Source organism: Saccharicrinis sp. GN24d3, assembly GCF_052400645.1.
Lineage (GTDB): Bacteria > Bacteroidota > Bacteroidia > Bacteroidales > Marinilabiliaceae > Saccharicrinis.
On record NZ_JBQTGI010000003.1, the window covers coordinates 301,549 to 325,441 of the forward strand.

The window sequence follows — 23,893 nt, forward strand, 5'->3', positions numbered from 1 at the left end:
AAATTGAGTTCGGGACAAGTAGTCCCGATGAATCGGGAAAAGAAGCATTGTTGGGGAATACCATTGAAATGGACTTGCGAATTCTATCGAATGCAAATCAAACTAATAATAGAATGAGATCGATAAATTTGAAAGTTAATATTATAATGAGATGAAAACAAATAATATAAAACAACTTAATATAATTAACAGATGATTTTAAAAGAAAAGATAATCTACTTGAGTATTTTATTGGTATTATTTTCTGCTTGCAATAAGCAAGCAGAAATTCTAATACAATCTCCCGACGGACAAAAGACGTTAACTGTTTTTCCAATATCCGAACCAACCGAAACTGGGCAAGTCTCATTTTATATAAAATACAATGATCGTGAAATTATCCTGCCTTCCGTGCTCGAAATTAAATCTCACGATATCGACTTTAGCCAAGCCTTTGCCGTAAAAAATGTGGAAGAGAAATCGGTTCAAAACGAGTGGACAACAAATTTAGGTGAGCGCAGCATTGTTCCCGACCACTATAAGGAAGTAAAAATTTACCTGGAGAGTTCAACGGCAAAACTCAATCTGATTTGCCGTGCTTACAACGAAGGTGTAGCTTTTGCCTACGAAATACCGGCTCAAAACAACCTTTCAGAAATAAAAATCGACGATGAACTAATAAGTTATCGGTTTGCCGAAGACTATCCTGTTTGGTCAACTCCTGAGCGAAAACCCAGAAGATTAACTGCCCAGGGCGAAATCCGTAAGATTCCTTTGTCGGAATTAAAGGAAGGCTGCGAACGTCCATTGCTGGTGGAAGTAGCGGACGATATAAAAATAGCTTTGGCTGAGGCCCGATTGGTAGATTATGCCCGTTTAAGTTTCGACGCAAACGATCAGGTAAAAAACAGCATCGTTTCCAGCCTCGATGGAAAAATTGAAGACACCAAACAAGACCTGGTAAGCGGTGCTGTTGAAAATGTGCGAAGTGAGGTAGCAAAGGTGGAAATAAAATTGCCTTTTCAGTCGCCATGGCGCGTGGTTATGATGGCCAAAAGCTATGGCGAACTGCTGGAAAACAACTACATCATTCAAAACTTGAACGACCCAAGTGTCATTGAGGACGAATCGTGGATTACACCCGGAAAGGTGTTGCGCGAAGGCACATTAACCACAAAAGGCGGTATGGCAGCCATCGATTTTGTAGCCAGTCATAACATGCAGTACGTGCACTTCGACGCAGGTTGGTATGGCAACGAAATGGATAACGAGTCTGATGCAACCACCGTTACCCTGGACCCCAAACGCTCTAAAGGTCCTTTTGATATAGAAGCAATTACAGCCTATGCCAAAGAAAAAGGGGTAAAGGTTATGTTGTATGTCAATCGCCGTGCCCTCGAAAAGCAGTTAGATGATATTTTGCCTTTGTTCCAGGAATGGGGCATTGCCGGTATTAAGTACGGCTTTGTGCGGGTGGGCGACCAACATGCAACTGCCTGGATGCACGAAGCGGTGAAGAAAACTGCCGAATACAAAATGGTTATTGACGTTCATGACGAATACCGCCCAACAGGTTTTTCAAGAACTTATCAAAACTTGCTTACCCAGGAAGGAATTCGTGGCGATGAGGAAACGGTACCCAATAGTCACACCTTAATTTCGATGTTTACCCGTACGCTTGCCGGAGCTTCTGATAACACGGTTTGCTACTATAACAAACGTGTTGAAATAATGGGCTCGCATGCCTCGCAACTGGCAAAAACAGTCTGTATTTTCAGTCCTCTGCAGTTTTTATATTGGTACGATAAAGCACCGGCAGCTCCGGTAAAAGACGATGCACTTTGGGGCAACACCAATACCATTGGAAACGAACCTGAATTGGAATTCTTTAACAATGTGCCAACCGTTTGGGACGAAACAAAAGTGCTTACAGCAGAAATTGGTGAAATTGGGGTAATTGCCCGTCGCAAAGGAAACGATTGGTGGATTGGCGGAATAAATGGTGAAACTGCTCGTAAGGTTGATGTTGACTTTTCTTTCCTGAAACAAGGAGCAAACTACAAAGCTAAAATCTACACCGACGATGAAACGGTAAAAACAAGAACTCACGTTCGAATTGAGGAAAAGGAATTAAATGCTGATTCTTCATTGACATTTGATTTGAAAGCCAATAATGGTTTTACCATGCACATTCAATTATAGCTTAATTAGTACAGAAAGGATTCAACATGATAGTAAAATTCAAAATACTCATTGTTCTAATTAGTTTGGTAACTATGTGTCAGGCCAGGGATAAGAATGTTTTCGAAATCGATAACCTTGCCGAGCTTCAATCATTTTCAAAAAGAGACAACATAAAAGTCAAACTCTTACCGGGCAACTACCAAATAAACGATGCCGAAAGTATTCGTTTCATACAATTTACCGGAAACAATTCCCACTTCGATTTAACGGGCTGTCGTTTTATGGTTGATACCCGGTTGTTTAACAGAACCGACCTAAAAAAGAGCGACGACGGAAACAGCATGTATTGTGCCATCGAAATATCGGGGACCAATGTAGTGCTGGAAGGTTTATACATGGAAACCTACGGCGATCAACCGGGCCGCCAAAGCAAAAACAAAATGTTCAATATTGTTGGACAAGACGTTACGGTTAAAAACGTAGAGGTACGAACTGCCGGCTCAAGTCCGTGGGGTTATGGCTACCTTTATGGTTTGGGGGGTGGCGATGTGCGAAAAATGAATGGGATTCGTGTGGGGTATCCTGCAAAGAATGTAAAACTAATCGGATGTAAGGTTCATATGCGCGCCATGGGACATGCCATATTTTTGCAAGGGGCCGATAACACCTTAATCGAAGATTGCCATGTGGATGGATTGCTGCGAACCACCGATGCCATTCTTGCAGAAACTTCGGGCTATTGTTTTGATAAAAATTTTTATGCCGGTAAAGGCGGCTATATCGAAGGAACGACTGTGGCTGATGACGGAAAAATATTGCCCGGAGAAATCATCTCCTTAAGCGAAGATGGAATACGCATGTACCCTGAATATAAAGGGCACAAAACAAAAAACACGACTGTGAAAAACTGTACGGTTTTTCAAATGCGTCGGGGAATTTGCACTGGTCTCAGTACTTCGGGCGATAAAGTAATTAATTGCCAGGTGAAAAATTGTGTAGCAGCTGGATTTAACGTAGGTAACAACGATACCCTAATGAATTGCAGTGCCGATGCCAAATATGCCGAAGCTTTTTGTTTACCATATGCAAAAGCAAAAAACGCATTTATTGAAATGGAAATTCTGGATTCCAGAAACGGTGTTGCAAACAATTTGTTGGCGGCTATAAACGGAACAGGCCATAATGTGATTATTAAAACTTCCAATCTTTCTTTTATTCCAAAATCTTTTAAGATAGAACTGTCAACCAGTAATGGGTATGCATACTATCAACGTTCTGGTATAGTGGCCACCGATATTAAGCTGGAAAACCAAACAGAAACAAGCGTATTGCTTCTGCCGGGAACTGAGAATGCTGATGTGGAAAGCAAAGGTCCTGTATTTCACAATTATAAATAACCTTGGTTGTGCAAGATAAATTTAAAAAATATGATGATACATAGATTATTAACGATTGTGATTCTTATTGCTTGCCTGCTGAATAGGGCAGATTCACAGGTGAATAATGTTATCCCTGTTCCGAATTCATTGGAACAGGGGTTTCCTCGTATTTATATAACGCAGGAAGAGAAGGCTGTGTTAGAATCTACCATTGAAAATGAAGCGTGGGCCAAGGATGTATTAAGTGGCATTCATGAACGAATCGATTCATATGTAGAGCGTCATGTAAAGGATCCTGAATGGATGCCGTCGCGCCTGCAAATGTATTGGAAAACCAAAGCGACAAACGTATATGTGAACGGTATTTATTACTCGCATGCCGATGGGGAAGCTCCGGTGCCAACCGTTCGTTTTACCGGTTCGCGCGACTATACCACCAATTATGCCATGCCCGATCTGGAAGATATTATACCATACATGGACGACGAGCGGGGGCTGTATCTTCGCAACAAAAACAAGGAGGGGAGACCTTTGGAGTGGGTTGAACAGTCGAAAACCGGGGGAGTCATTCACCGACACAATCAAAAAATTATTGGATTTGCCCGTGATGCAGCATTCGTGTATTGGCTCCAGGGAGATGAAAGCTTTGCCAAGTTTGCTTTCGATATTTTCGACACTTACATGATGGGAATGTATTATCGTAACGAACCCATCGATTTGTTAAACGGTCATATACAAACTTTGGTGGGCTTGTCCTGTTTTCAGGTGATACATGAAAGTACTTTAATCGAGGCGGCCGAACTATACGATTTTCTGCATCAATATATTGAAGTTAACAACAGGGATAAAATTGATATTTACGATGCCACCATAAAGAAATGGATCGACGTGATAATTAAAAACGGGGTGCCGCAAAACAACTGGAACCTGCACCAGGCAAAAACGATATTAAAAGCCGCCATGGTTTTGCAAAATAATGCCGACTATAACGACAAAAAAGGACGCGGGTATTACATCGATTATATTCTAAACGTAACCTCAGCGCGCCAGTGGTCGCTAACCAAATTTATGGATTATGGGTACGACAAAAACAATGGCGTTTGGGCTGAATGCCCGGGTTACTCGCAAGGCGTTACCAAAGACCTCACCAACTTTATTCGGGATTTCTACAATGCCTTTGATCACAATATTTTGCCCTACACCCCGGTAATGGAAAAAGCCGTAAAAATGTTGCCGCAATATCTTTTACCGAATGACCGGATAGTGGCTTTTGGCGATACCTATTACGGACCTCTGTATACGGAACCCATGAGCGACATGGTACGCATCGCACAAAAAAGCGGCGATAAAAGACTGGAAGAAGAATTTACGGCCATGTACCGATTGTTTGAAAATGATTCGAAAGTTTCGGATAAAAACCGTAAGCCACGAGCGTATATTTCATCTTTTTTTACCAGCAAGCCTTTGGAGCTGAATGCTGAATACAAAAAAGGTAAATTGAACGATTATGTGACCCAAACTTTTTACGCACCCAACGTAAGCTGGCACGTGCAGCGCATGGGCTGGGGGACCAACGGAATGATGGTTTCTTTGAATGCATCATTAGGTAACCATATGCACGCCAACGGAATTAACATGGAACTGTACGGAAAAGGACTCGTGCAGGGAGCAGATCCGGGTAAAGGTGCCGGTTATCTTCAACCCATTTATTTGGAGTATTATTCGCAGTTCCCGGCACACAATACGGTAATGGTAGATGGCGTTTCTTCCTACACCGAAATGTTAAGTTATCATGCTTTTGATTTAATGGGCGAATACCCGAAATCGGAACAAAAAGAAGGCTATTATCCAGATGTTACCTATTCCGATGTTTATTTTCTGGAACCCGAAACCCAAAGCGACCAAAACCGGACGGTTAGCATTGTGAAAACTGGCGAAACCACCGGATATTATGTCGACGTTTTCCGTTCGAAGAAACAACGCAAAGGCGATAAGTTCCACGATTATTACTACCATAACCTGGGACAAAGTATGCGCTTGTCAGGAACGGATGGCACGCCTTTGGAAGTAAAGCCAAGCGATGAAATGGGCTTTGCAGGCGGACATCTTTATGCACTGGATTATATGTGGGATAAAAAATCTGTACGAACCTCTGATGATTATATGGCAGAATGGAAGATTGACAGACCCGAGGGAGAGGAGGATGTATTGATGAACCTTTGGATGAAAGGAACCGAAGGGCGCGAGGTATTTACCGTTAAATCACCTCCTTGCAAATCATTCAAAGATAAAACAGGTATACCTTACGATATAGACCATGCTCCATATCTGACCATGGTGGCCCGTCAGCACGGAGAAGCATGGGAACATCCGTTTGTATCGGTCTATGAACCCTACACTTCAAAGGAAGGAAGAAGCATATCGTCCATACAAAGTTTTGAGGATGAGAATGGCAATAAAGATTTTGCAGGTTTACACATCACACATAAATCGGGTCGCGAAGATTTTGTTTTGTCATCCTATGAAATGAGAATGGCCATTTATGAGGATATGAATACCAATGCCGGCTATGCGCTGGTAGGAAATGAGAAGAATGGGGATTTTGTGTTGTATATGGGTAACGGAACCAAGCTTGAAGCCATTGGCACGATAATTACCACTGCCGAAAAAGGAAATGTGGTACTGGAGAATAAAGAAGGTAGTTTATGGTTGCATAACGAAGTGCCGGTTATCATTCAAAAAGGTACCCAAAAAGGAACTTTTGCAGCAGGCAACTTAAGAGTTATAAAATTAAAGTAATCTTGCGTTAAATAGTTCGATCTGTTGGTATGTGTGTTTGCGGAAAGCGCAAATAATAATTTAAAAATTAGTATATGAAGTTATTTTTTAAAATTTCGGTTATTGTATTAAGTGCCTCTGTCTTTCTGGGATCTTGTGCTAAAGAAACCAAAAATAAGCCCAACTTCCTTTTTGTTCTGGTAGATGACCAATCAGCATTTGATATAAAATTGTACAACCCCAATTCCATTTTAGAAACCCCTAATATTGATAAACTGGCAAAGGGCGGGATGATTTTCGAAAATGCCCGTCATATGGGTTCCATGAACGGTGCAGTGTGCACCCCTTCGCGCCATATGATTATGAGTGGCCGCACCGTCTGGCACTTGCCTCCAAGTGCGGAATTTCAAAAACAAACCGATCCGAACCCCATTGATACGATGACTATCGGTGCTGTTTTTAACCGGGCCGGTTATAAAACCATGCGTACCTGTAAGAAGGGAAACTCGTATCCCGGCGCAAACAAACAATTTTCAATAGTAAAAGATAAAACGAAACGGGGAGGTACTGAGGAAACAGGCAGTGCCTGGCACGCCAAGCAAGTGTTGGAATATTTAGCTGGGAGAGAAAGTGACAAGGAGACCGACCCATTTTTTATTTATTTCGGTTTCTCGCACCCGCACGATGTCCGCAATGGTACGCCGGAACTGCTTGAAAAGTATGGAGCGGTAAACCATAAAGATGAAAACAGTTTGCCTCCCGAAAATCCTAAACAACCCCAATTACCCGAAAATTATCTGTCTGCTCACCCGTTTTTTCATGGCCACCCGGGTTTGAGGGACGAAGAGCGTGTTAGTGGCGTGTGGAAAAATCGCGACGAACGAACTATCCGCAACGAGCTGGGACGCGAATTTGCTTGTTCCGAGAATATTGATATTCAGATAGGAAAAGTATTGAAGAAACTGGAGGAAATGGGCGAATTGGACAATACGTATGTTATTTATACTGCGGACCATGGAATAGCAATTGGACGCCATGGGTTGCAAGGTAAACAAAATTTATACGAACATAGCTGGCGGGTTCCTTTTATTGTTAATGGACCAGGAGTTAAAGCCGGTACACGGGTTGAAGGGAATGCATATCTGTTGGATGTTTTGCCAACCCTATGCGATCTGGCCGAAATAGAAATACCTGAAACGGTTGAAGGAAAAAGTCTCAAACCAATCTTAACTGGTGAACAAACAACAGCCCGTGATGTGATGTACGGTGTGTATTGCGGAGGGACCAAACCGGGCATGCGTAGTGTTACGAAAGGTGACTGGAAACTGATTAAATATGATATGATGGATGGGGCAGTCAGAGAAACACAGCTTTTTAATCTGGCCAGAAATCCACACGAATATCTGCCAGAACATGGTAAAGAAGGAGTGTTCTTAACCGATTTAGCAGAGAACCCAATGTACGCAGATAAACGAAAAGAGATGGAAACGCTGTTATTGGAACAAATGGTTCAACATGACGATCCATATCGTTTTTGGGATCAAAAGCAACAATGAATAAAATTAGTAGATACGCTCGGTAAATAACAATATTAGTAAAAAATAAATATATGATGTACCCATATAAAATACTAATTGCCTTCCTCGTGTTTTGTGCACAGATAATGAATGCAAATGTTTCTGTAAATGCTCTTTTTTCTAATCACATGGTGGTACAGCAAAAAACCAAAATTCCTGTGTGGGGATGGGCAGATCCAATGGAAAAGATAACTGTGGTAGCAGGTTGGGGGCAAAAGGCTGAAGTTGTTACCTCTTCGGATGGCACCTGGAAAGTGGAAATTAAAACGCCTAAGGCAGGAGGACCATTCAATATAAGTATTTATGGTAAAGATACGCTTAAAATCAGTGATGTTCTTTCCGGCGAAGTATGGTTATGTTCAGGGCAGTCAAATATGGATTTTGCGTTAAACAAGTTTGTGAATGATGCCAGAGAAAAAGAATATCAGCCATTGGTAGAATTTATCCGAAATGAAATAGCGACAGCTGATGATTCTTTATTACGGCACATTGAAATACCTCAAACACCATCACTATACAATAAGAAGCATAATTTTAAAGCTAATTGGGGAAGTGCCACACCCGATAATACCGGAAATATTACGGCCACAGGCTATTTTTTTGCTAAAGAATTGCGAAAAAACCTGAATGTCCCTATCGGTATTATCGAATGCTCATGGGGAGGCACGCGCATCCAGCCTTGGATTTCTGTTGATACATACATGAAGCATGAAACCATGAAAGCCTATTACGAACATGAGATGAAGAACGCGAAGGGAAAAATCGTTGAAATGGCTCAGGAAGGTTATGAAGATACCGTGTTTCAAAATAAGTATAATGAGTGGATTCAAAGTGGTAAAACAATTCCAAGGCCATGGCCAACAGTTCACCCCGAAAAAAGTAAGCAAATTCCTGCAACGCTGCATAATGGAATGATTTCAGCGATTAAGCCCTATGCCATAAAGGGTGTGATTTGGTATCAAGGTGAATCTAACTCCCATTATATGGAGGAAAGTTATGGATTTTATCTGAAGGAGTTGGTAACCAGCTGGCGCGAAGAGTGGGGGCAAGGTAATTTTCCGTTTTACTGTACACAATTAGCGGCATTTAAAGTAACCGATGAGCGTTCTAATGTAGGATGGGCCGCTGTCTCGGACCAAATTAGAACGGTATGTACCACTTTGCCTAAAACAGGAATGGCGGTGTTACATGATATAGGTGAGGCCATAGATGTACATCCCCACAATAAAAAGGATGTCGGTAAGCGATTGTCTAAATGGGCCTTGAAAAAGGATTACAATAAAAAAGTGCAGGCAGTTAGCGGTCCGCTTTTTAAGCGTATTAAAAAAAGCAACAATAAAATAATAGTTAAATTCATTCATGTGGGTTCCGGACTAATGGTTGGACATAAACAGCTTATGGATGATGCAGTCCCGGTAAGTGAATCTTTAAAATGGTTCGAGGTAGCTGGCCAGGATGGAGTATGGAAGACAGCGAATGCTCAAATTATTTCCAAAAATATGGTGGAGGTTTCCCATCCGGATGTTCTAAAACCGATTAAAGTACGTTATGCATGGTCATCCAACCCCGAAGGTGCTAATTTATACAATAAGAACGGGTTACCGGCTGCTATTTTTACAAGTGATCAATGATAAAAGGATACAGATATTATTATTGTAATAACTAAAAATATGATAAAAATGAAGGCAATAAAAACAATACTTACACTCGTTGTAACCATACTGCCAACATGTTTGAATGGGCAGGTCATAACGCCCGAAGAACTAAACAGCTGGCCGTTTTACGGGCAAGGAACAAAGTTGGTGGAGAGTCATAATATGTTTTTTATGAAGGAGGCCAAAGAAAGCAATGGCGTGATGATTGTTAGTCCTGAAAGTTATGGGGCAGATGTGGTGGTAAAGTACGATATAATGACCTTGACACCGGCATCTGTTTTAGTAGCTATATTGTCAGCTTCAAATCCGGGTAAGGATGCCAGCCTATCTATTCCGGAAAATTATGATGGTTCCATGAAATTATGGATCGAAGATGTGGAAAGCTATTTCTATGCCTTTAGAAATGGCCCACATAATTACACCCCGTTTATCAGAAAATATCCGGCACCTAAAGGACAAGATCCTGCCCTGGTTTCGTACGAAAAAAACATTATGCATCCCGGTGTTTTCTATTCTATTGAGATAGGCCGAAAAAAAGATGTCATCTGGCTAAAGGTAGATGGCGAAAAAATACTGGAGACAACCGATAAAAAAGCTTATGGTGGCGGTCATTTTGCATTCAGAATTAGAGGAACTGCTGGCGAGTATGCGGCTTGTCTGATTCGGAATGTGGAGGTTGTTCGCGAATAGTTGAATCTGGAAGAAATGTTATAGGAATAGATATGATTGTGATGATTGTCAGTGTGTTGTAATGCGGATTTATTCCTGTGTTGGTTCAAGAAAAAATGATATAATGTTTAAAATAGATATAAAAATAATGAAACTGAACATTTCATAAATTCCTGTAATTGGCCAATTTTAGCTTCCTTTAATTTTAAATCATGAAGAATTACATTTTTTTACTATCCGTATGGGCGCTGGCCCTACACTTTACAGCTTGTAATCAAGAAATCTCACAACCCAATATTGTGGTTGTTTTGTGCGACGATTTAGGTTATGGCGATTTGTCATCCTTTGGGCACCCGATTATTCAAACACCGAACCTGGATCAACTAGCGGAAGATGGTATAAAATTGACCAATTGCTATTCTGCTGCTCCTGTTTGTTCTCCTTCCAGAGCAGGGTTGCTCACTGGTCGCAGTCCCAATAAGGCAGGGATATATGATTTTATCCCCGGCACCAGAAAAAGTAAGGATTGCAGGGACTTGGTTCATCTGCAAAAGCACGAACAAACCATTCCGGCCATGTTGAAAAATGCGGGATATACAACTTGCTTGTCAGGAAAGTGGCATTGTAGCTCAAGGTTTAACAGCAATGTGCAACCCAAACCTGATTATTTTGGTTTCGACCATTGGTTTGCCACCCATAATAATGCAGCGCCTACCCATCAAAACCCTAAAAATTTTATAAGAAACGGTGAAGAGGTTGGGGAAATAGCAGGTTTCAGTTGTCAGATTGTGGTGGAAGAGGCAATTCAATGGCTGAAGAAGAAAGAAAAAGATAAACCGTTTTATCTGCAGGTATGTTTTCACGAACCACATGAACCAATTGCATCACCGCAAAACTTAGTAGATAAATATCTTCCTGATTCTGAAAATGAAAACCAGGCGCAGTATTTTGCCAACGTAGCCAATATGGATCAAGCTGTAGGTCGCCTGGTTCAATATCTAAAATATAGTGGCAATGATGATAATACACTCATCTTCTTCACCTCCGACAATGGACCTGAGACATTGAATAGATACTACCGTGCCACCAGATCTTATGGTTCACCGGGAGATCTAAAAGGGATGAAACTGTGGACAAGTGAAGCCGGATTTCGTGTACCGGGAATTTTACATTGGATGGGGCAAAATACGTTTAAAGGAACTACAGATGCAGTGGTTTCATCACTGGATTTGATGCCGACATTCGCTGAACTGGCCGGGGCAACGCTTCCTGATAGAAAACTGGATGGAGAGTCAATTGCAACCCTTATTAAAACAGGTAAACAGGAAAGGGCAAAACCTTTGATTTGGGCATTTTATAATGCGCTGAACGAACACAGGGTGGCCATGCGTTCAGGTGACTGGAAAATCTTATGCCGGCTTAAAAACGATACTTCTTATATGCCACAACTCAATAATATTTATGAAGGCAATGCAACGTCAGTGAAAAATGCAATCATGACAGATTTTGAGTTGTATAATATGAAAGATGATATTGGGGAATCCGAAAACAAAGCTATGGAATATCCCGAAGTATTCAATCGCATGAAAAAGCAATTGGAAAAGGAGTATGCCGACTTATTGGATGAAAGTTTTGTCTGGAAAAGAGAGGAGTAATAGTTAGTTGTAGATTTGTATCATTCATAAAAAAAAGAGGATAAAAATGAAGAGAAGGGATTTTGTGATAAAGTCAGTTGGTGTAAGTGTTGTTTTTACTTTGTTGTCGACTTTATGTATTTCATGTAAGGAAAAAGTGAAGGACATTGCGTTTGTCGACCGCATCTTACCTGCACCAAAGAATGGAGGCTATCAGGATTCGGCATACTGGATTTGGGGTTCTTCCGTAATTAAAGGTGAAGACGGACGGTACCATATGTTTGCCAGTCGTTGGCCACGAAATGTAAACTTCGGAAATTGGGTGACAAACTCTGAAGTGGTTCATGCCGTAGCAGATACGCCAATAGGTCCGTACGAAACAGTCGGTGCTGTGCTGCCTCCGCGAGGTAAAGAATATTGGGATGGAATGTGCACACATAATCCAAGAATAGTGAAATATAAAGATCAGTATTTGTTATATTATTTTGGAACCACCTACGATTTTGAGCGCCCTACTCCGGAGAACCCAAAAGTAGAGCGGGATAACTGGAGCAGAGCATGGCAGAATAAAAGGATTGGAGTAGCCATTAGCAATAGTGTTTATGGACCATGGAAAAGACTGGATAAACCTGTTATTGAACCAAGGGAAAAAGGACATTGGGATGCCTCCATCACTTCCAATCCTGCTCCGGTGGTAAATGAAAAAACAGGTGAAATATTACTCATGTATAAATCATCGGCCGATGCCAATAAACCACCTTTGTTGTTGGGGGTCGCCAAAGCCAGTAATCCTCAAGGACCTTACGAAAGGTTGAGCGAAGAACCTATATTGAGATTCAAATCAAAAGATAACGAAAGAATCGATCTGGAAGATCCTTATGTTTGGTGGAATGGCGATAAATACGAAGCTATCATAAAAGACCGAACCGGGGTATTGTGCGGAGAAGAAGGGGGGGGCGTCCATGCCTGGTCTGATGATGGGGTGAAATGGCAATTGTTTGAAAATCCTAAAGCCTATAGCAGAAGTATTAAATGGGATGATGGCACCACTTCGTATCAGAATCACTTCGAACGACCTTTTCTGTTGATTGAGGACGGGGTGCCTACACATTTTTTTGCCGCCACAGGAAATGGCGAAAAAGCTTGGAGTTTTGATAAGACCTGGAATATGGTCATACCTTTAAAAACAGATTTGTAAATTTTTAGTATAATGATAAGATCAAAATACATATATACGATCATTGTTTCTGCTTTAATAATGTTATCGTGTAATCAACCAGAAAGTAAAAAGCCCAATGTAATCCTTATTATGGTGGATGATGTGGGATATGGAGATTTGGCGTGCCATGGAAATCAATATATTCAAACGCCCAATATTGACGCGCTGCATGCAAAAAGCACACGGTTAACCGATTATCATGTGAGCCCAACCTGTGCACCTACGCGTGCCGCAATTATGACAGGGCACCATAACTACAGAACCGGGGTGTTTTTTACCATTAAAGGCCGATCTCTAATTCTGGAAAGAGAAACTACCATGGCTCAAATCTTTAAAGATAACGGGTATAATACAGCTATGTTCGGTAAATGGCATTTGGGCGACAATTACCCGTTCCGCCCCCAGGACAAAGGCTTTGATGAGGTTTTGATGAATAATGGTGGAGGTGTTGGGCAAACCATGGATCATTGGAACAATGACTATTTCGACGATATATATATGCACAATGGCAAACCTGAACAGTTCGAAGGTTATTGCACAGACATCTGGTTCGAGAAAGCTAAAAAATACATTGATCAAAAGAAAGATGAGCCATTCTTTTGTTACCTGTCTACCAACGCTGCACACTCGCCGTATTGGGTTGCCGATAAATATTCCGATCCTTATAACGACAATGAAAATATCCCAAATGCGTCGTTTTATGGCATGATTGCCAATATTGATGAAAACGTTGGGAAGTTGGTTGAATACTTAAAGTCCATCGATTTGATGGATAATACCATCTTAATTTTCACAGCTGACAATGGATCGGCTGCGGGTGCAAAAGTTGATCCCAAAGGTGACCGTTTAGATGGTTTTGTGATAAAAGGAAATAATGCCGGAATGCGCGGAATAAAGGCCAGTATGTATGAAGGAGGTCATCGTGTTCCCTTCTTTATTCATTGGAAAGATGGTGGCATAAAAGTAGGGAAAGATATTGACCAGCTAACCGCTCATTACGATATATTACCAACCCTGATAGATTTGTGCAAGCTTGAATTGAGTGCCGATTTAAAATTTGATGGTCAGAGTCTTGTGCCTTTGATAAATGGTGACAAATCTAAGTTTGAAGACAGAACAGTTTTTGTAAATACACAATTTTCTACCGACCCGGTTCCATGGCTTAGAACTGCGTTACTGCACAAAAACTGGCGCTTGGTTGAAGGAACCGAACTCTATGATTTAAATACCGATCCTGAACAACGGACGAATATTGCAGAGAAACATCCCGAATTAATGAAGAACTTGCTTGCTAAATATGATGCTTGGTGGAACGAGATTTCACCAACTTTTGTTGAAAAACCATTCTTTATTATTGGTGATGAAGCAGAAAATCCAACAACATTATTTTGCCACGACTGGCATTCTGAGAAATTTACACCTTGGCAGCAGAACCATATTCGGATGGGAATGGTTAATAATGGCTTTTTTAGAGTTAAGGTTGCTCAAGCAGGGACATACAGTTTAAAACTTCGCCGTTGGCCTGAAGAATCGCATTTGGCCTTAGGCGCAGAGGCTCCTGCTCGTCCGGCTCTGGAAGGAACAAGTGTTACGGCAAGCAAAAAAGGGAAGGCTTTAAATATAAAAACAGCACGTGTAAAGGTGCAGAACCATGACTTGTCGGAGAATGTAGACTTGGACGCTGAATATGTGGAATTTACCCTAGAGCTAAACAAGGGAGAAAATCACCTGCAAACTTGGTTTACATTGGATGACGGCACTGAATTTGGGGCTTATTATGTGAAAATAGAAAAGTTATAACATGAGCTCAACGATACGCATTAATGGATTGTATTGGATGAGAATTAAAGCGCAAATTTTAATTGTATTATTCGTTTTTATAGCCATCGCCACAAATGCAACAGAATATCACGTTGCTAAAGATGGAAACGATTTTAATAATGGTAGCAAAGATGCCCCATTCAATTCAATCTCAAAAGCAGCAAGAATAGCGCAGCCGGGAGATGTAATTACGGTTCATGAAGGAACTTACAGAGAATGGGTCAATCCCTATTACGAAGGAAGGAACAATCGGGACAGAATTATATATCAGGCTGCAGCAAATGAAGAGGTCTGGATTAAGGGATCGGAAGAAATAAATTCCTGGAAGAAACATAAAGGTCATGTTTGGAAAGTAGAAATAGAAAACGCATTGTTTGGTGATTTTAATCCTTACCAAGAAGTTATATATGGCGATTGGTTAACAAGTACATCAGGAAGAGATCATCATTTGGGCGAAGTCTACTTAAATGGAAAAGCACTCTACGAAATCAATAAGTTGTCTGATGTGCTAACGGAGACTCCACTGAAAAATGCGACGGATACCGAAGGTTCTAAGTACAAGTGGTATTGCGAAAGTAACCAGGAGACAACAACTATTTATGCCAATTTTAAGGGCTTAAACCCCAATAAAGAACTGGTTGAAATAAATGTTCGTCCAACCGTGTTTTGGCCCAAAAAAACAGGCATTAATTTTATTACGGTACGCGGATTTAAGATGTGTCATGCGGCTACGCAATGGGCACCTCCAACAGCAGAACAGATTGGTTTAATTGGCCCAAACTGGAGTAAAGGATGGATCATTGAAGATAACCTTATTAGTGATTCAAAATGTTCAGGCATTGTGATCGGTAAAGAAAGGTCTTCGGGGCAGAACCAGTGGAAACGTGATAAGCGGAAGCAGGGAACTCAGTATGAGCGTGAGGTTGTTTTTAAAGCCTTACAATTGGGTTGGTCTAAAGAAACCATCGGATCTCATATCATACGTAACAACACCATTAAAGATTGCGAACAGGGAGGTGTTATTGGGCACTTAGGATGTGTATTTAGCGAGATAAGCAATAATCATATTTATAATATAAATGTAAAAAGCCAGTTTGGTGGATGGGAGGTAAGTGGCATTAAACTACATGCTGCCATCGATGTTTTAATTAAAGACAACTGCATACATGATAACCATCGTGGGCTATGGCTCGATTGGCAGGCGCAAGGCGCACGTGTAACCGGGAATCTATTTTTCAATCATACAGACAACGAGGACGTATTTGTTGAGGTAAATCATGGGCCAATGATTATTGATAATAATATTTTGCTCTCTGAAAAAGGAATTCTGAATGCTTCGCAAGGAACAGCTTTTGTGAATAACTTAGTTGCGGGATATGTGCAAACCCGTGCGGCAAGTAATCGATTTACACATTACCATTTCCCACACTCTACGAAGGTTCTGGGGATGATGACCGTCATTCTTGGTGATGACCGATTTTATAATAATATTTTTGCTGCCAATAACGAAACGCTAGATAAAAGTCAATTTTACGGTTTAGATGGGTATAACGATTTTCCACCTGCCGAATACAAATGGAAATCTCCTGGTAATTTAAATGCCTATAATGCGCAGAAATTTCCAATGTTTATCGATGCCAATCTGTATTTAAATAAAGCCCTGCCATCAACCATTGAAACCAATTTTGTTGAGAATAGAACATTAAAACCAGAGATCAGTATTTCTCAGGAGGATGATGCTTATTATTTGAATATTACCATTGATGAAAGTTTAGAAAGCGTAGAAACGAAAGTTGTAAATACTGAATTGCTTGGTTACGCATTTCAGTCGGAAACACCTTTCGAGAATCCTGATGGATCTCCCGTGACCATTGATACTGATTATTTTGGAAACGCAAGAAATACAGATTCACCTCTGGTAGGTCCACTTCAAAACCTGAAAGTTGGAAAAAATAAGATTAAGGTCTGGGGCAAGTAATAAGAGTTGTGAGCGTGATCATAACTTGCTGAAGTATTCAAATCGAATTTCAAGATAATGATGAGCAGGATTAAACACGGCATTTATATATTAATACTGATTTTTGCGTCCTTGACATGCTCCAGTAATACTTTGGGACAAAAGGTTTTAATATATTGTTCATCAGATATTCCTGCTGTTCATATTACAGCGGTCGATCTCCAGCAGTCCTTAAAAGGTAAAGGGTTAAAAAGTAAAATAGCTCCGATCTCAAAGTTAAGTGCAAAGCAAGATAAAGTTCAAATTGTGATCGGCCTTCAAACCGACGAAACCTTATTGAAGCAGTTGCAGGTTGCTGGAGGTAAAAATTCGGGAGAGCTTGTGATAGAAGGCTATGCCATTGGATTGACTCAAACCAACAATCACCTTACCATTTTAGCCATTGGTGCTGATGCAATAGGAACAATGTATGCTGGACTATCCCGCGCGGAAACCATTGCACAAGATGGAATAAATCAAGCAAAAAGAAGATGGAACAGTTTTATTGCCTGCACAAAAATCGGTTATAAATAAGTGGATTAAAAGAAAGTATTGCGCTGTGAAATGTTCGAAAGATATACTCTGATTTGATAAATTTATTGTAATAAATGGAAAGAAAAGAATTTATAAAAGTTGTTGGAATTGGTGTTCTAGGTATGACTGTAGCCCCAGCGGCCTATGCACGAGGTTTCAAAAAAAGAAGCGATTATAAAACGTGCAAGGAAGCATGGGATAGTTTGTGCGGCAATATTGGTAAGACCTATAAAACGGATTGTTTTACTTACGTTCATCCCTTCAGCAAAACAACTAATGTTCTTATCTATGGCGATTCTATTTCTATTAAATATGGTTATAAAGTAAGGGAAGAGCTCGATGGAAAGGCAAACGTAATTCGTTTGTTTAAAAATGGTGGGTCGAGCCATGATTTTATTCCTAATATGAATAAAATGAATGAAACCATGTTTCAACCTCATTTAAAAAAAGGATGGAAGTTCAATTGGGATTTAATTCATTTTAATGTGGGTTTACATGACCTAAAATACCTCAAAGGCAAACACCTGAATAAAGCTGGAACACAAGTTTCTACCATCGATATTTATCAAAAGAACCTGGATGGAATTTGTAGGTACCTGAAATCAAATTATCCGAAAGCGAAATTGATTTTTGCAACAACAACCCCTGTTCCTGCTAACGCAAAAGGACGCTTCAAAGGAGACAGTATAAAATTTAATATGGCTGCCCTGGAGGTCTTGAGAAACCATCCTGAGATTGTTATTAACGATCTTTATGCATATACATTTCCACATATGGAAGAATGGGCACAAGAACCCGGTAATGTACATTATAACGAATTGGGATTCACCAACCAGGGGATAGAGGTTGCCCGGGTGATTCGTAAATATTTATAAGATATGAGCATATTGTTTAAGCATTTATGCATAGCGATTGTAGCTGCTAATTTTTGTTGCAGTGGTTACGCCAAGGCTAAAGATCATAAACAACCCAATATCATCTTTCTTATGATCGATGACCAACGTTGGGATAATTTAGGATGTTATGGAAGACCTGAGTTTAACACCCCGAATATCGACAAACTTTCGGAGCAGGGTGTTACTTTTGATAAAGCCTATTATGCGGTTGCCATTTGCATGCCCAGCCGGGTAACCATGATGACAGGCCGGTACAATTCCAACCACCGGGTGGGTTTTGTTGCCCCGGATGATTATACCTTATCGCGCGCTGATTTTGCCAAAGGTTACCCTGCTATACTTAAGAATGCAGGATATCGTACCGGCTTTATTGGCAAAGTCGGATTTACGGTTACCGAGGAAGCGACAAGGCCTAGTACACCTAAGGAGCATTACTATAAAAAACATATGGGCGATATCTTTGATTTTTTTGCCGGTAGCGAAACGCATGACAGAAATGGTATTGTCATGTGGCCTGAAGACGATCCTAAACTACAGGAGATCTATAAGGCCGGCCGACAAAATTCAGGGAGAACCCTGAGAACTGGGGAAGCGATGTTACGTTTTATTGAAACCCAGCCTACAGGTAAGCCGTTCTGCTTATCGGTCAGCTTCTACGCAGTAAAGCACGATCAAAACAGGGATATGTATGCACCCCATTTTGAGCAGTTTAAGGATTACGATCTGTCCGTACCGGGGAACTGGGTGAAAGAAAACGATCAACTACCAAAGGTTGTAACCGAACATGCACGCGGCGTACGCCTGCATCGTCAACGATCATCAACGCCCGAGCTGTATCAGAAACTGGTGCGTCGTTTCGCTACACAGGGTTATAGCGTCGATCAGCAGGTGGGGCTTTTGGTGGAGAAGTTGAAAGAGAAAGGAATACTTGATAATACCATCATCATTTACACCAGCGATAACGGGCGTTTTCAGGGTTCGCACGGACTTTATGACAAATGTCTGCTTTACGAAGAATCAGTGAAAGCACCGTTAATTGTATTTGATGGAAGGGCATCCGAAGCCAAACGAGGGTTTCGGGTGGATGCACTGATTTCATCGGTGGATATGGCGCCTACTATTCTTTCGCTCGCGGGACTCAAAGCACCCAAAAGTATGCAGGGAAAGGATTTTAGTGGAATCCTGAACAAAACACAGAACATGAAAAAATGGCGGGATGCCGTATTTATGGAAGACTTATTTCTTGCTGCTATGTTCGGCGCCCGGACTAAGGAAAATGTGGACGAGATTAACGAGAACCTGATAAAGGCCAATAAATCGTATCGCAGCCATGGCATTCGGACAGATCGTTACAAGTATTTTGTTTATTACGAACATACACCAAAAATAGAGGAATTGTATGATCTGGATAATGATCCATTGGAACAAAACAACCTGGCGTATAGTCCGGAACATGCCGAACTTTTAAAGAAGTTGCGAAAACAAACCGGGGAAATGTACAGGGAGGTTACGAAGCAAAAATAATATTAGTAAAATATAGTTATTAACAGTGTGGTTACGATTAGAAAAGTATCCAAAGTTGACTTAGACTTTCCTATATCGCGCTATAAAAATAAAAATTTAATACAAATGAGAAAATACGGTCTGCTTACAGTATTAAGCCTTTTTATAATAACTTTCGTTGGTTGCAATCAACCTAAGGATAAAAAGGAATCTAAAATTACTCAAAAACCAAATATACTAATTATTTACACTGATGACCAGGGCTATGGTGACGTAAGTGCGCTAAACCCTGAGGCCAAGTTTAAAACCCCAAATATGGATAAACTGGCTAACGAAGGGGTAGTTTTCACGGATGGACACAGCAGCGATGCGGTCTGTACGCCTTCCCGGTATTCGCTTTTGACGGGACGTTACAGTTGGAGAACTTCTTTAAAGAAAGGTGTTTTAAGAGCTGATGGACCCTGTTTGATTGAAAAAGGACGTATGACCATCGCATCCATGTTAAAAACGAAAGGTTACAATACCGCCATGGTGGGTAAATGGCATTTGCAAATGGATTTTGCCGGCCAACCGGGAAAAGACCGTGATTGGTCGCAACCTTTTACGGATGGGCCTATTGAGAAAGGCTTTGACTACTTTTTCGGTCTCCCTGCCTCGATGAACTTTGGGGTGCTGACTTTCCTGGAAAATGATAGGGTGCTGGATCCTCCTGTACTTTGGACCAAAAAGAAAAAGAATACAAACCCGCGAACCTATAAAGATGCCAGCCCTGCAGATTATAGAATGACTCCGCCTTATCAGGACGAAAAAATGAGAGGTGGTGTCGAGGTGGCGTCTTCGTTTAATGACGAACTGGTGTTGGAAACTTTTGCGAATAAAGCGGTTGAACGTATAAATAGGTTGGCGCAGGATGCGAAAAAAGGAACCCCATTCTTCTTGTATGTGCCCTTAACCAGCCCACATTTGCCACATTGTACACATCCCGACTTTCAGGGTAGAACAGAATGTGGTAATTATGGCGATTTTATGGAAGAGACCGATTACAGGGTAGGGCAGGTGTTAGATGCTTTAGAGGCAAATGGGCTTACGGAAAATACGTTGGTAATATTTTCTTCTGATAACGGTGCGGAAACCAATTATACTTATCATCGCGACACTTACGGACATTATAGCAATTTACATTTTAAAGGAGGTAAAAGGGATATCTACGAAGGAGGACACCGTGTGCCTTTTATAATGCGTTGGCCTAAAGGTATAAAGGCGGGTTCCAAAGTGAACGAACCGGTGTGTCAGGTTGATTTTTTGGCAACAATAGCCGATATTGTAGGTGCTTCTGTTCCTGATAATGCAGGAGAAGACAGTTATAGTTTGTACCCGTTTATCACAAACGAAGCATCTAAATACAAATCGGAACGGGCAGTAATACATCATGCTGCCTCAGGTCATTTTGCTATCCGTCAGGGAAAATGGAAACTAAATATGTTACGTGGTTCAGGAGGTTCCTTTCAGCCTACTTTTGTTGAACCTGGCGAAGGTGAGGCCTCATATGAGTTGTACAATATAGAAAATGATCCGGGAGAAACAACCAATTTATTTTTCGAACATCCTGATGTAGTGGAGAGATTAAAAAATAAGATATCTAAAATCATAATAGAAGGTAGATCCACAACCGGTGAACCTCAAGAATTTGTCAAGGAAAACTGGGAGCAGGTAACATGGATGAAACTCTAATTTAAATTAATATGTTATGCAGAATATGAAAGTCTATAAAATCCTTTTGCTATTTGCGGCAATCTCTTTTTGTCTTTTTGCTGGTGCTTATTTAATGGAGCAAAATCAATTTACAGGCCCTTTTTTAATAAGTGCATTGGTTGGTTTGGCTATAGCAGTGAGAGGTTACCATAGGTTTAAAGGCTTTTCTTATTCCATAATGATTCTATCGGCCGTTACTATTTCATTGTATTATCCTCAGTATTTTATTGGCATAGGTGGTTTTCAGTTTAAACTGCTTATCGTGCCCTTACTGCAAATCATTATGTTTGGAATGGGCTCGCAGATGAGTTTAAGCGATTTCGTAGGGATTATTAAAATGCCCAAAGGAGTAATCGCCGGTGTCATTTGCCAGTTTAGTATTATGCCGATAATTGGTATTTCAGTGGCTACTTTATTTAAGTTTGCTCCAGAAATAGCGGCCGGAATTGTGCTGGTGGGCTCCTCACCAAGCGGGATGGCATCAAATGTGATGTCGTTTATCGCCAAAGCAAATCTCGCATTATCCGTCACACTAACAGCATTTGCTACTTTATTGTCACCCCTTATGACGCCTTTCTTAATGAAAGTTTTTGCCGGTCAACTTATCGAGATTGATTTCTGGAATATGATGACGGGAATCTTTAATATGGTGATTCTTCCAATATGTGCTGGATTAATTTTTAACTTGTTTTCTCAGGGATTTAGCTATAAAAAGACTCAGGTAATTCAGCTGGCTAGTTTTTTAGGTGTAATATTCCTGAAAAGTGTTATCAATTATTTTACGGCTGCACATGTTATCTCCGTATTACTAAACAACTATTTATGGGATATTCTATTGTTCGCGGTTGCTCCGGTAATGATGGCTTTTGTTTTTAAAATTCTAGCAAAAGGAAACAAAGAACTTCTGGATAATATATTGTCATTTGTTTCGATGACGGGCATTGGTTTAATTATCACTATAATCACCGCCGCAGGAAGAGACAGTCTTTTGGAAGTGGGCCTATTGCTCATTGCAGCCTGCTTTCTGCATAATATTTTTGGATACTCCTTGGGGTATGGCGTAAGTAAGCTGCTCAAATTAAAGGAGCAGGATTGTAGAACAATTGCGCTTGAGGTAGGCATGCAAAATGGAGGCCTGGCTTCCGGCCTGGCACTTCAAATGGGTAAAGTGGCAACAGTGGGTCTGGCACCTGCCATCTTTGGGCCGCTAATGAATATAACCGGATCATCACTGGCCACTTGGTGGCGAGGGAGATCTTTAAAACAGAGTAAATAAAAACACATAAATATATGACAATGAAACAATTCAATTACTTATTATTATTATTATTTGTTATTTCCGTAAATATTATCGGGCAAAATAGTATCGCCGAAATTAAAGATGCAGATAAAAACCAACCTATTACCCTGACCTATAAAACTATTGACACCGTAAAACTTGACTTAACTTTTAGGTATCCACCTGAATTTAAAAAATCGAAGAAATATCCTACCATTGTTTTCTTTTTTGGAGGAGGTTGGAATGGAGGAACAGTAAAGCAGTTTGAACCTCAGGCCGAGTATTTTGCTTCCAGAGGTATGATCACTGTGTTGGCCGACTACCGTGTGAGAAGCAGGCATAAAACCACGCCCTATGCATCCGTTGCAGATGCTAAGTCGGCCGTGCGGTTTTTACGCAAACATGCAAAGGAGTTAAATATTCATCCTAAAAAAATTGTGGCTTCGGGAGGCTCTGCAGGTGGACATTTGGCTGCCGCTTGTGGCACCTTGCCCGGTTTGGACGAACCCGACGAAGACTTAAACATCAGTTCAAAGCCCAATGCCCTAATACTCTTTAATCCTGTTTTCGACAACGGCCCCGAAGGTTTTGAGCATAAAAGAATGGGAGAACGCTGGCAGCAAATATCACCTGCTCACAATATTACTGAAAAAGCACCACCTACTATCGTGTTTCTAGGTAAAGAAGACCACTTGATACCGGTTTCATCTGCTGAAAACTATAAAGCAAAAATGGAGGCTTTTAACAGAAGGTGCGACCTGCATTTGTACGATGGTGCCGGTCATGGTTTTTTTAACAACTACAAGTACGATGGGAAGTTTTATACATTAACAGTTCGGGAAGCTGATCAGTTTTTAAAGTCTCTCAAATACATTAAAGGGGCTCCTGAACTTTAACAAGTTCGTAAATTTCGTGAGAAAATAATCAATAGCTGCCGGAAGTAGTAATTATTCATAAATACTAATCCGTTAGGTCATCAATAACACTTGGAGACACCATAAATAAGTTTATCATATTTAGGTGTTTCGGTGTTTTGGC

The 23,893-nt window shown here is 40.8% G+C and carries 16 protein-coding genes; all 16 read left to right on the forward strand.

Going from position 1 to position 23,893, the window contains the following annotated elements; translation table 11 throughout:
• Positions 1–192: 192 nt before the first annotated feature.
• The 16 genes from ACT29I_RS05645 to ACT29I_RS05720 all read left to right on the forward strand — a co-directional run bounded on the left by ACT29I_RS05645 (position 193) and on the right by ACT29I_RS05720 (position 23,751).
• Complete coding sequence (locus tag ACT29I_RS05645) at positions 193–2,181, forward strand: glycoside hydrolase family 97 N-terminal domain-containing protein (RefSeq protein ID WP_444792888.1); 1,989 nt, start codon at positions 193–195, stop codon at positions 2,179–2,181.
• Positions 2,182–2,207: 26 nt separating this feature from the next.
• Positions 2,208–3,560, forward strand: a complete 1,353-nt coding sequence (locus tag ACT29I_RS05650) for a right-handed parallel beta-helix repeat-containing protein (protein ID WP_430933438.1) — start codon at positions 2,208–2,210, stop codon at positions 3,558–3,560.
• Between the two features lie 30 nt (positions 3,561–3,590).
• Positions 3,591–6,341, forward strand: a complete 2,751-nt coding sequence (locus ACT29I_RS05655) for a hypothetical protein (RefSeq protein ID WP_444792889.1) — start codon at positions 3,591–3,593, stop codon at positions 6,339–6,341.
• 74 nt (positions 6,342–6,415) lie between these two features.
• Complete coding sequence (locus tag ACT29I_RS05660) at positions 6,416–7,876, forward strand: sulfatase-like hydrolase/transferase (protein ID WP_430933436.1); 1,461 nt, start codon at positions 6,416–6,418, stop codon at positions 7,874–7,876.
• Between the two features lie 53 nt (positions 7,877–7,929).
• Positions 7,930–9,528 carry a sialate O-acetylesterase gene (locus ACT29I_RS05665; RefSeq protein WP_444792890.1) on the forward strand — a complete coding sequence of 533 codons (1,599 nt, stop codon included), beginning with the start codon at positions 7,930–7,932 and terminating at the stop codon, positions 9,526–9,528.
• A gap of 48 nt (positions 9,529–9,576) precedes the next feature.
• On the forward strand, positions 9,577–10,242 hold the full coding sequence (locus tag ACT29I_RS05670; RefSeq protein ID WP_444792891.1) for a DUF6250 domain-containing protein: 666 nt from the start codon (positions 9,577–9,579) through the stop codon (positions 10,240–10,242).
• 191 nt (positions 10,243–10,433) lie between these two features.
• Positions 10,434–11,876, forward strand: a complete 1,443-nt coding sequence (locus ACT29I_RS05675) for a sulfatase-like hydrolase/transferase (protein WP_444792892.1) — start codon at positions 10,434–10,436, stop codon at positions 11,874–11,876.
• 46 nt (positions 11,877–11,922) lie between these two features.
• Positions 11,923–13,053 (forward strand): glycoside hydrolase family protein, encoded by a 1,131-nt coding sequence (locus ACT29I_RS05680; RefSeq protein ID WP_430933432.1) that lies wholly within the window; start codon positions 11,923–11,925, stop codon positions 13,051–13,053.
• 12 nt (positions 13,054–13,065) lie between these two features.
• Entirely contained in the window at positions 13,066–14,874 is a 1,809-nt protein-coding gene (locus tag ACT29I_RS05685; RefSeq protein WP_430933431.1) for an arylsulfatase, read from the forward strand.
• 1 nt (position 14,875) lies between these two features.
• Positions 14,876–16,873 (forward strand): NosD domain-containing protein, encoded by a 1,998-nt coding sequence (locus ACT29I_RS05690; protein WP_444792893.1) that lies wholly within the window; start codon positions 14,876–14,878, stop codon positions 16,871–16,873.
• Between the two features lie 57 nt (positions 16,874–16,930).
• Positions 16,931–17,425, forward strand: coding sequence for a hypothetical protein (locus tag ACT29I_RS05695; RefSeq protein WP_444792894.1), 495 nt, complete (start codon positions 16,931–16,933; stop codon positions 17,423–17,425).
• A gap of 74 nt (positions 17,426–17,499) precedes the next feature.
• The gene (locus ACT29I_RS05700) at positions 17,500–18,300 is read left to right on the forward strand and encodes an SGNH/GDSL hydrolase family protein (RefSeq protein ID WP_430933428.1); all 801 of its coding nucleotides are present in this window, start codon (positions 17,500–17,502) and stop codon (positions 18,298–18,300) included.
• Between the two features lie 3 nt (positions 18,301–18,303).
• Entirely contained in the window at positions 18,304–19,845 is a 1,542-nt protein-coding gene (locus tag ACT29I_RS05705) for a sulfatase-like hydrolase/transferase (RefSeq protein ID WP_444792895.1), read from the forward strand.
• 105 nt (positions 19,846–19,950) lie between these two features.
• On the forward strand, positions 19,951–21,555 hold the full coding sequence (locus tag ACT29I_RS05710; protein WP_444792896.1) for a sulfatase family protein: 1,605 nt from the start codon (positions 19,951–19,953) through the stop codon (positions 21,553–21,555).
• Positions 21,556–21,571: 16 nt separating this feature from the next.
• Positions 21,572–22,852: a bile acid:sodium symporter family protein gene (locus ACT29I_RS05715; protein WP_444792897.1), complete on the forward strand. Its 1,281-nt coding sequence runs from the start codon at positions 21,572–21,574 to the stop codon at positions 22,850–22,852.
• A gap of 20 nt (positions 22,853–22,872) precedes the next feature.
• Positions 22,873–23,751 (forward strand): alpha/beta hydrolase, encoded by an 879-nt coding sequence (locus tag ACT29I_RS05720; RefSeq protein ID WP_444792898.1) that lies wholly within the window; start codon positions 22,873–22,875, stop codon positions 23,749–23,751.
• Positions 23,752–23,893: the final 142 nt, after the last annotated feature.

Bases quoted from the DNA above. Each gene is read 5' to 3' on its own strand.
- ACT29I_RS05660 (WP_430933436.1), top strand. From the start codon at position 6,416: ATGAAGTTATTTTTTAAAATTTCGGTTATTGTATTAAGTGCCTCTGTC.
- ACT29I_RS05665 (WP_444792890.1), top strand. From the start codon at position 7,930: ATGATGTACCCATATAAAATACTAATTGCCTTCCTCGTGTTTTGTGCA.
- ACT29I_RS05715 (WP_444792897.1), top strand. From the start codon at position 21,572: ATGCAGAATATGAAAGTCTATAAAATCCTTTTGCTATTTGCGGCAATC.
- ACT29I_RS05650 (WP_430933438.1), top strand. From the start codon at position 2,208: ATGATAGTAAAATTCAAAATACTCATTGTTCTAATTAGTTTGGTAACT.
- ACT29I_RS05700 (WP_430933428.1), top strand. From the start codon at position 17,500: ATGGAAAGAAAAGAATTTATAAAAGTTGTTGGAATTGGTGTTCTAGGT.
- ACT29I_RS05695 (WP_444792894.1), top strand. From the start codon at position 16,931: ATGATGAGCAGGATTAAACACGGCATTTATATATTAATACTGATTTTT.
- ACT29I_RS05655 (WP_444792889.1), top strand. From the start codon at position 3,591: ATGATGATACATAGATTATTAACGATTGTGATTCTTATTGCTTGCCTG.
- ACT29I_RS05645 (WP_444792888.1), top strand. From the start codon at position 193: ATGATTTTAAAAGAAAAGATAATCTACTTGAGTATTTTATTGGTATTA.
- ACT29I_RS05710 (WP_444792896.1), top strand. From the start codon at position 19,951: ATGAGAAAATACGGTCTGCTTACAGTATTAAGCCTTTTTATAATAACT.
- ACT29I_RS05705 (WP_444792895.1), top strand. From the start codon at position 18,304: ATGAGCATATTGTTTAAGCATTTATGCATAGCGATTGTAGCTGCTAAT.
- ACT29I_RS05720 (WP_444792898.1), top strand. From the start codon at position 22,873: ATGAAACAATTCAATTACTTATTATTATTATTATTTGTTATTTCCGTA.
- ACT29I_RS05685 (WP_430933431.1), top strand. From the start codon at position 13,066: ATGATAAGATCAAAATACATATATACGATCATTGTTTCTGCTTTAATA.
- ACT29I_RS05690 (WP_444792893.1), top strand. From the start codon at position 14,876: ATGAGCTCAACGATACGCATTAATGGATTGTATTGGATGAGAATTAAA.
- ACT29I_RS05680 (WP_430933432.1), top strand. From the start codon at position 11,923: ATGAAGAGAAGGGATTTTGTGATAAAGTCAGTTGGTGTAAGTGTTGTT.
- ACT29I_RS05675 (WP_444792892.1), top strand. From the start codon at position 10,434: ATGAAGAATTACATTTTTTTACTATCCGTATGGGCGCTGGCCCTACAC.
- ACT29I_RS05670 (WP_444792891.1), top strand. From the start codon at position 9,577: ATGAAGGCAATAAAAACAATACTTACACTCGTTGTAACCATACTGCCA.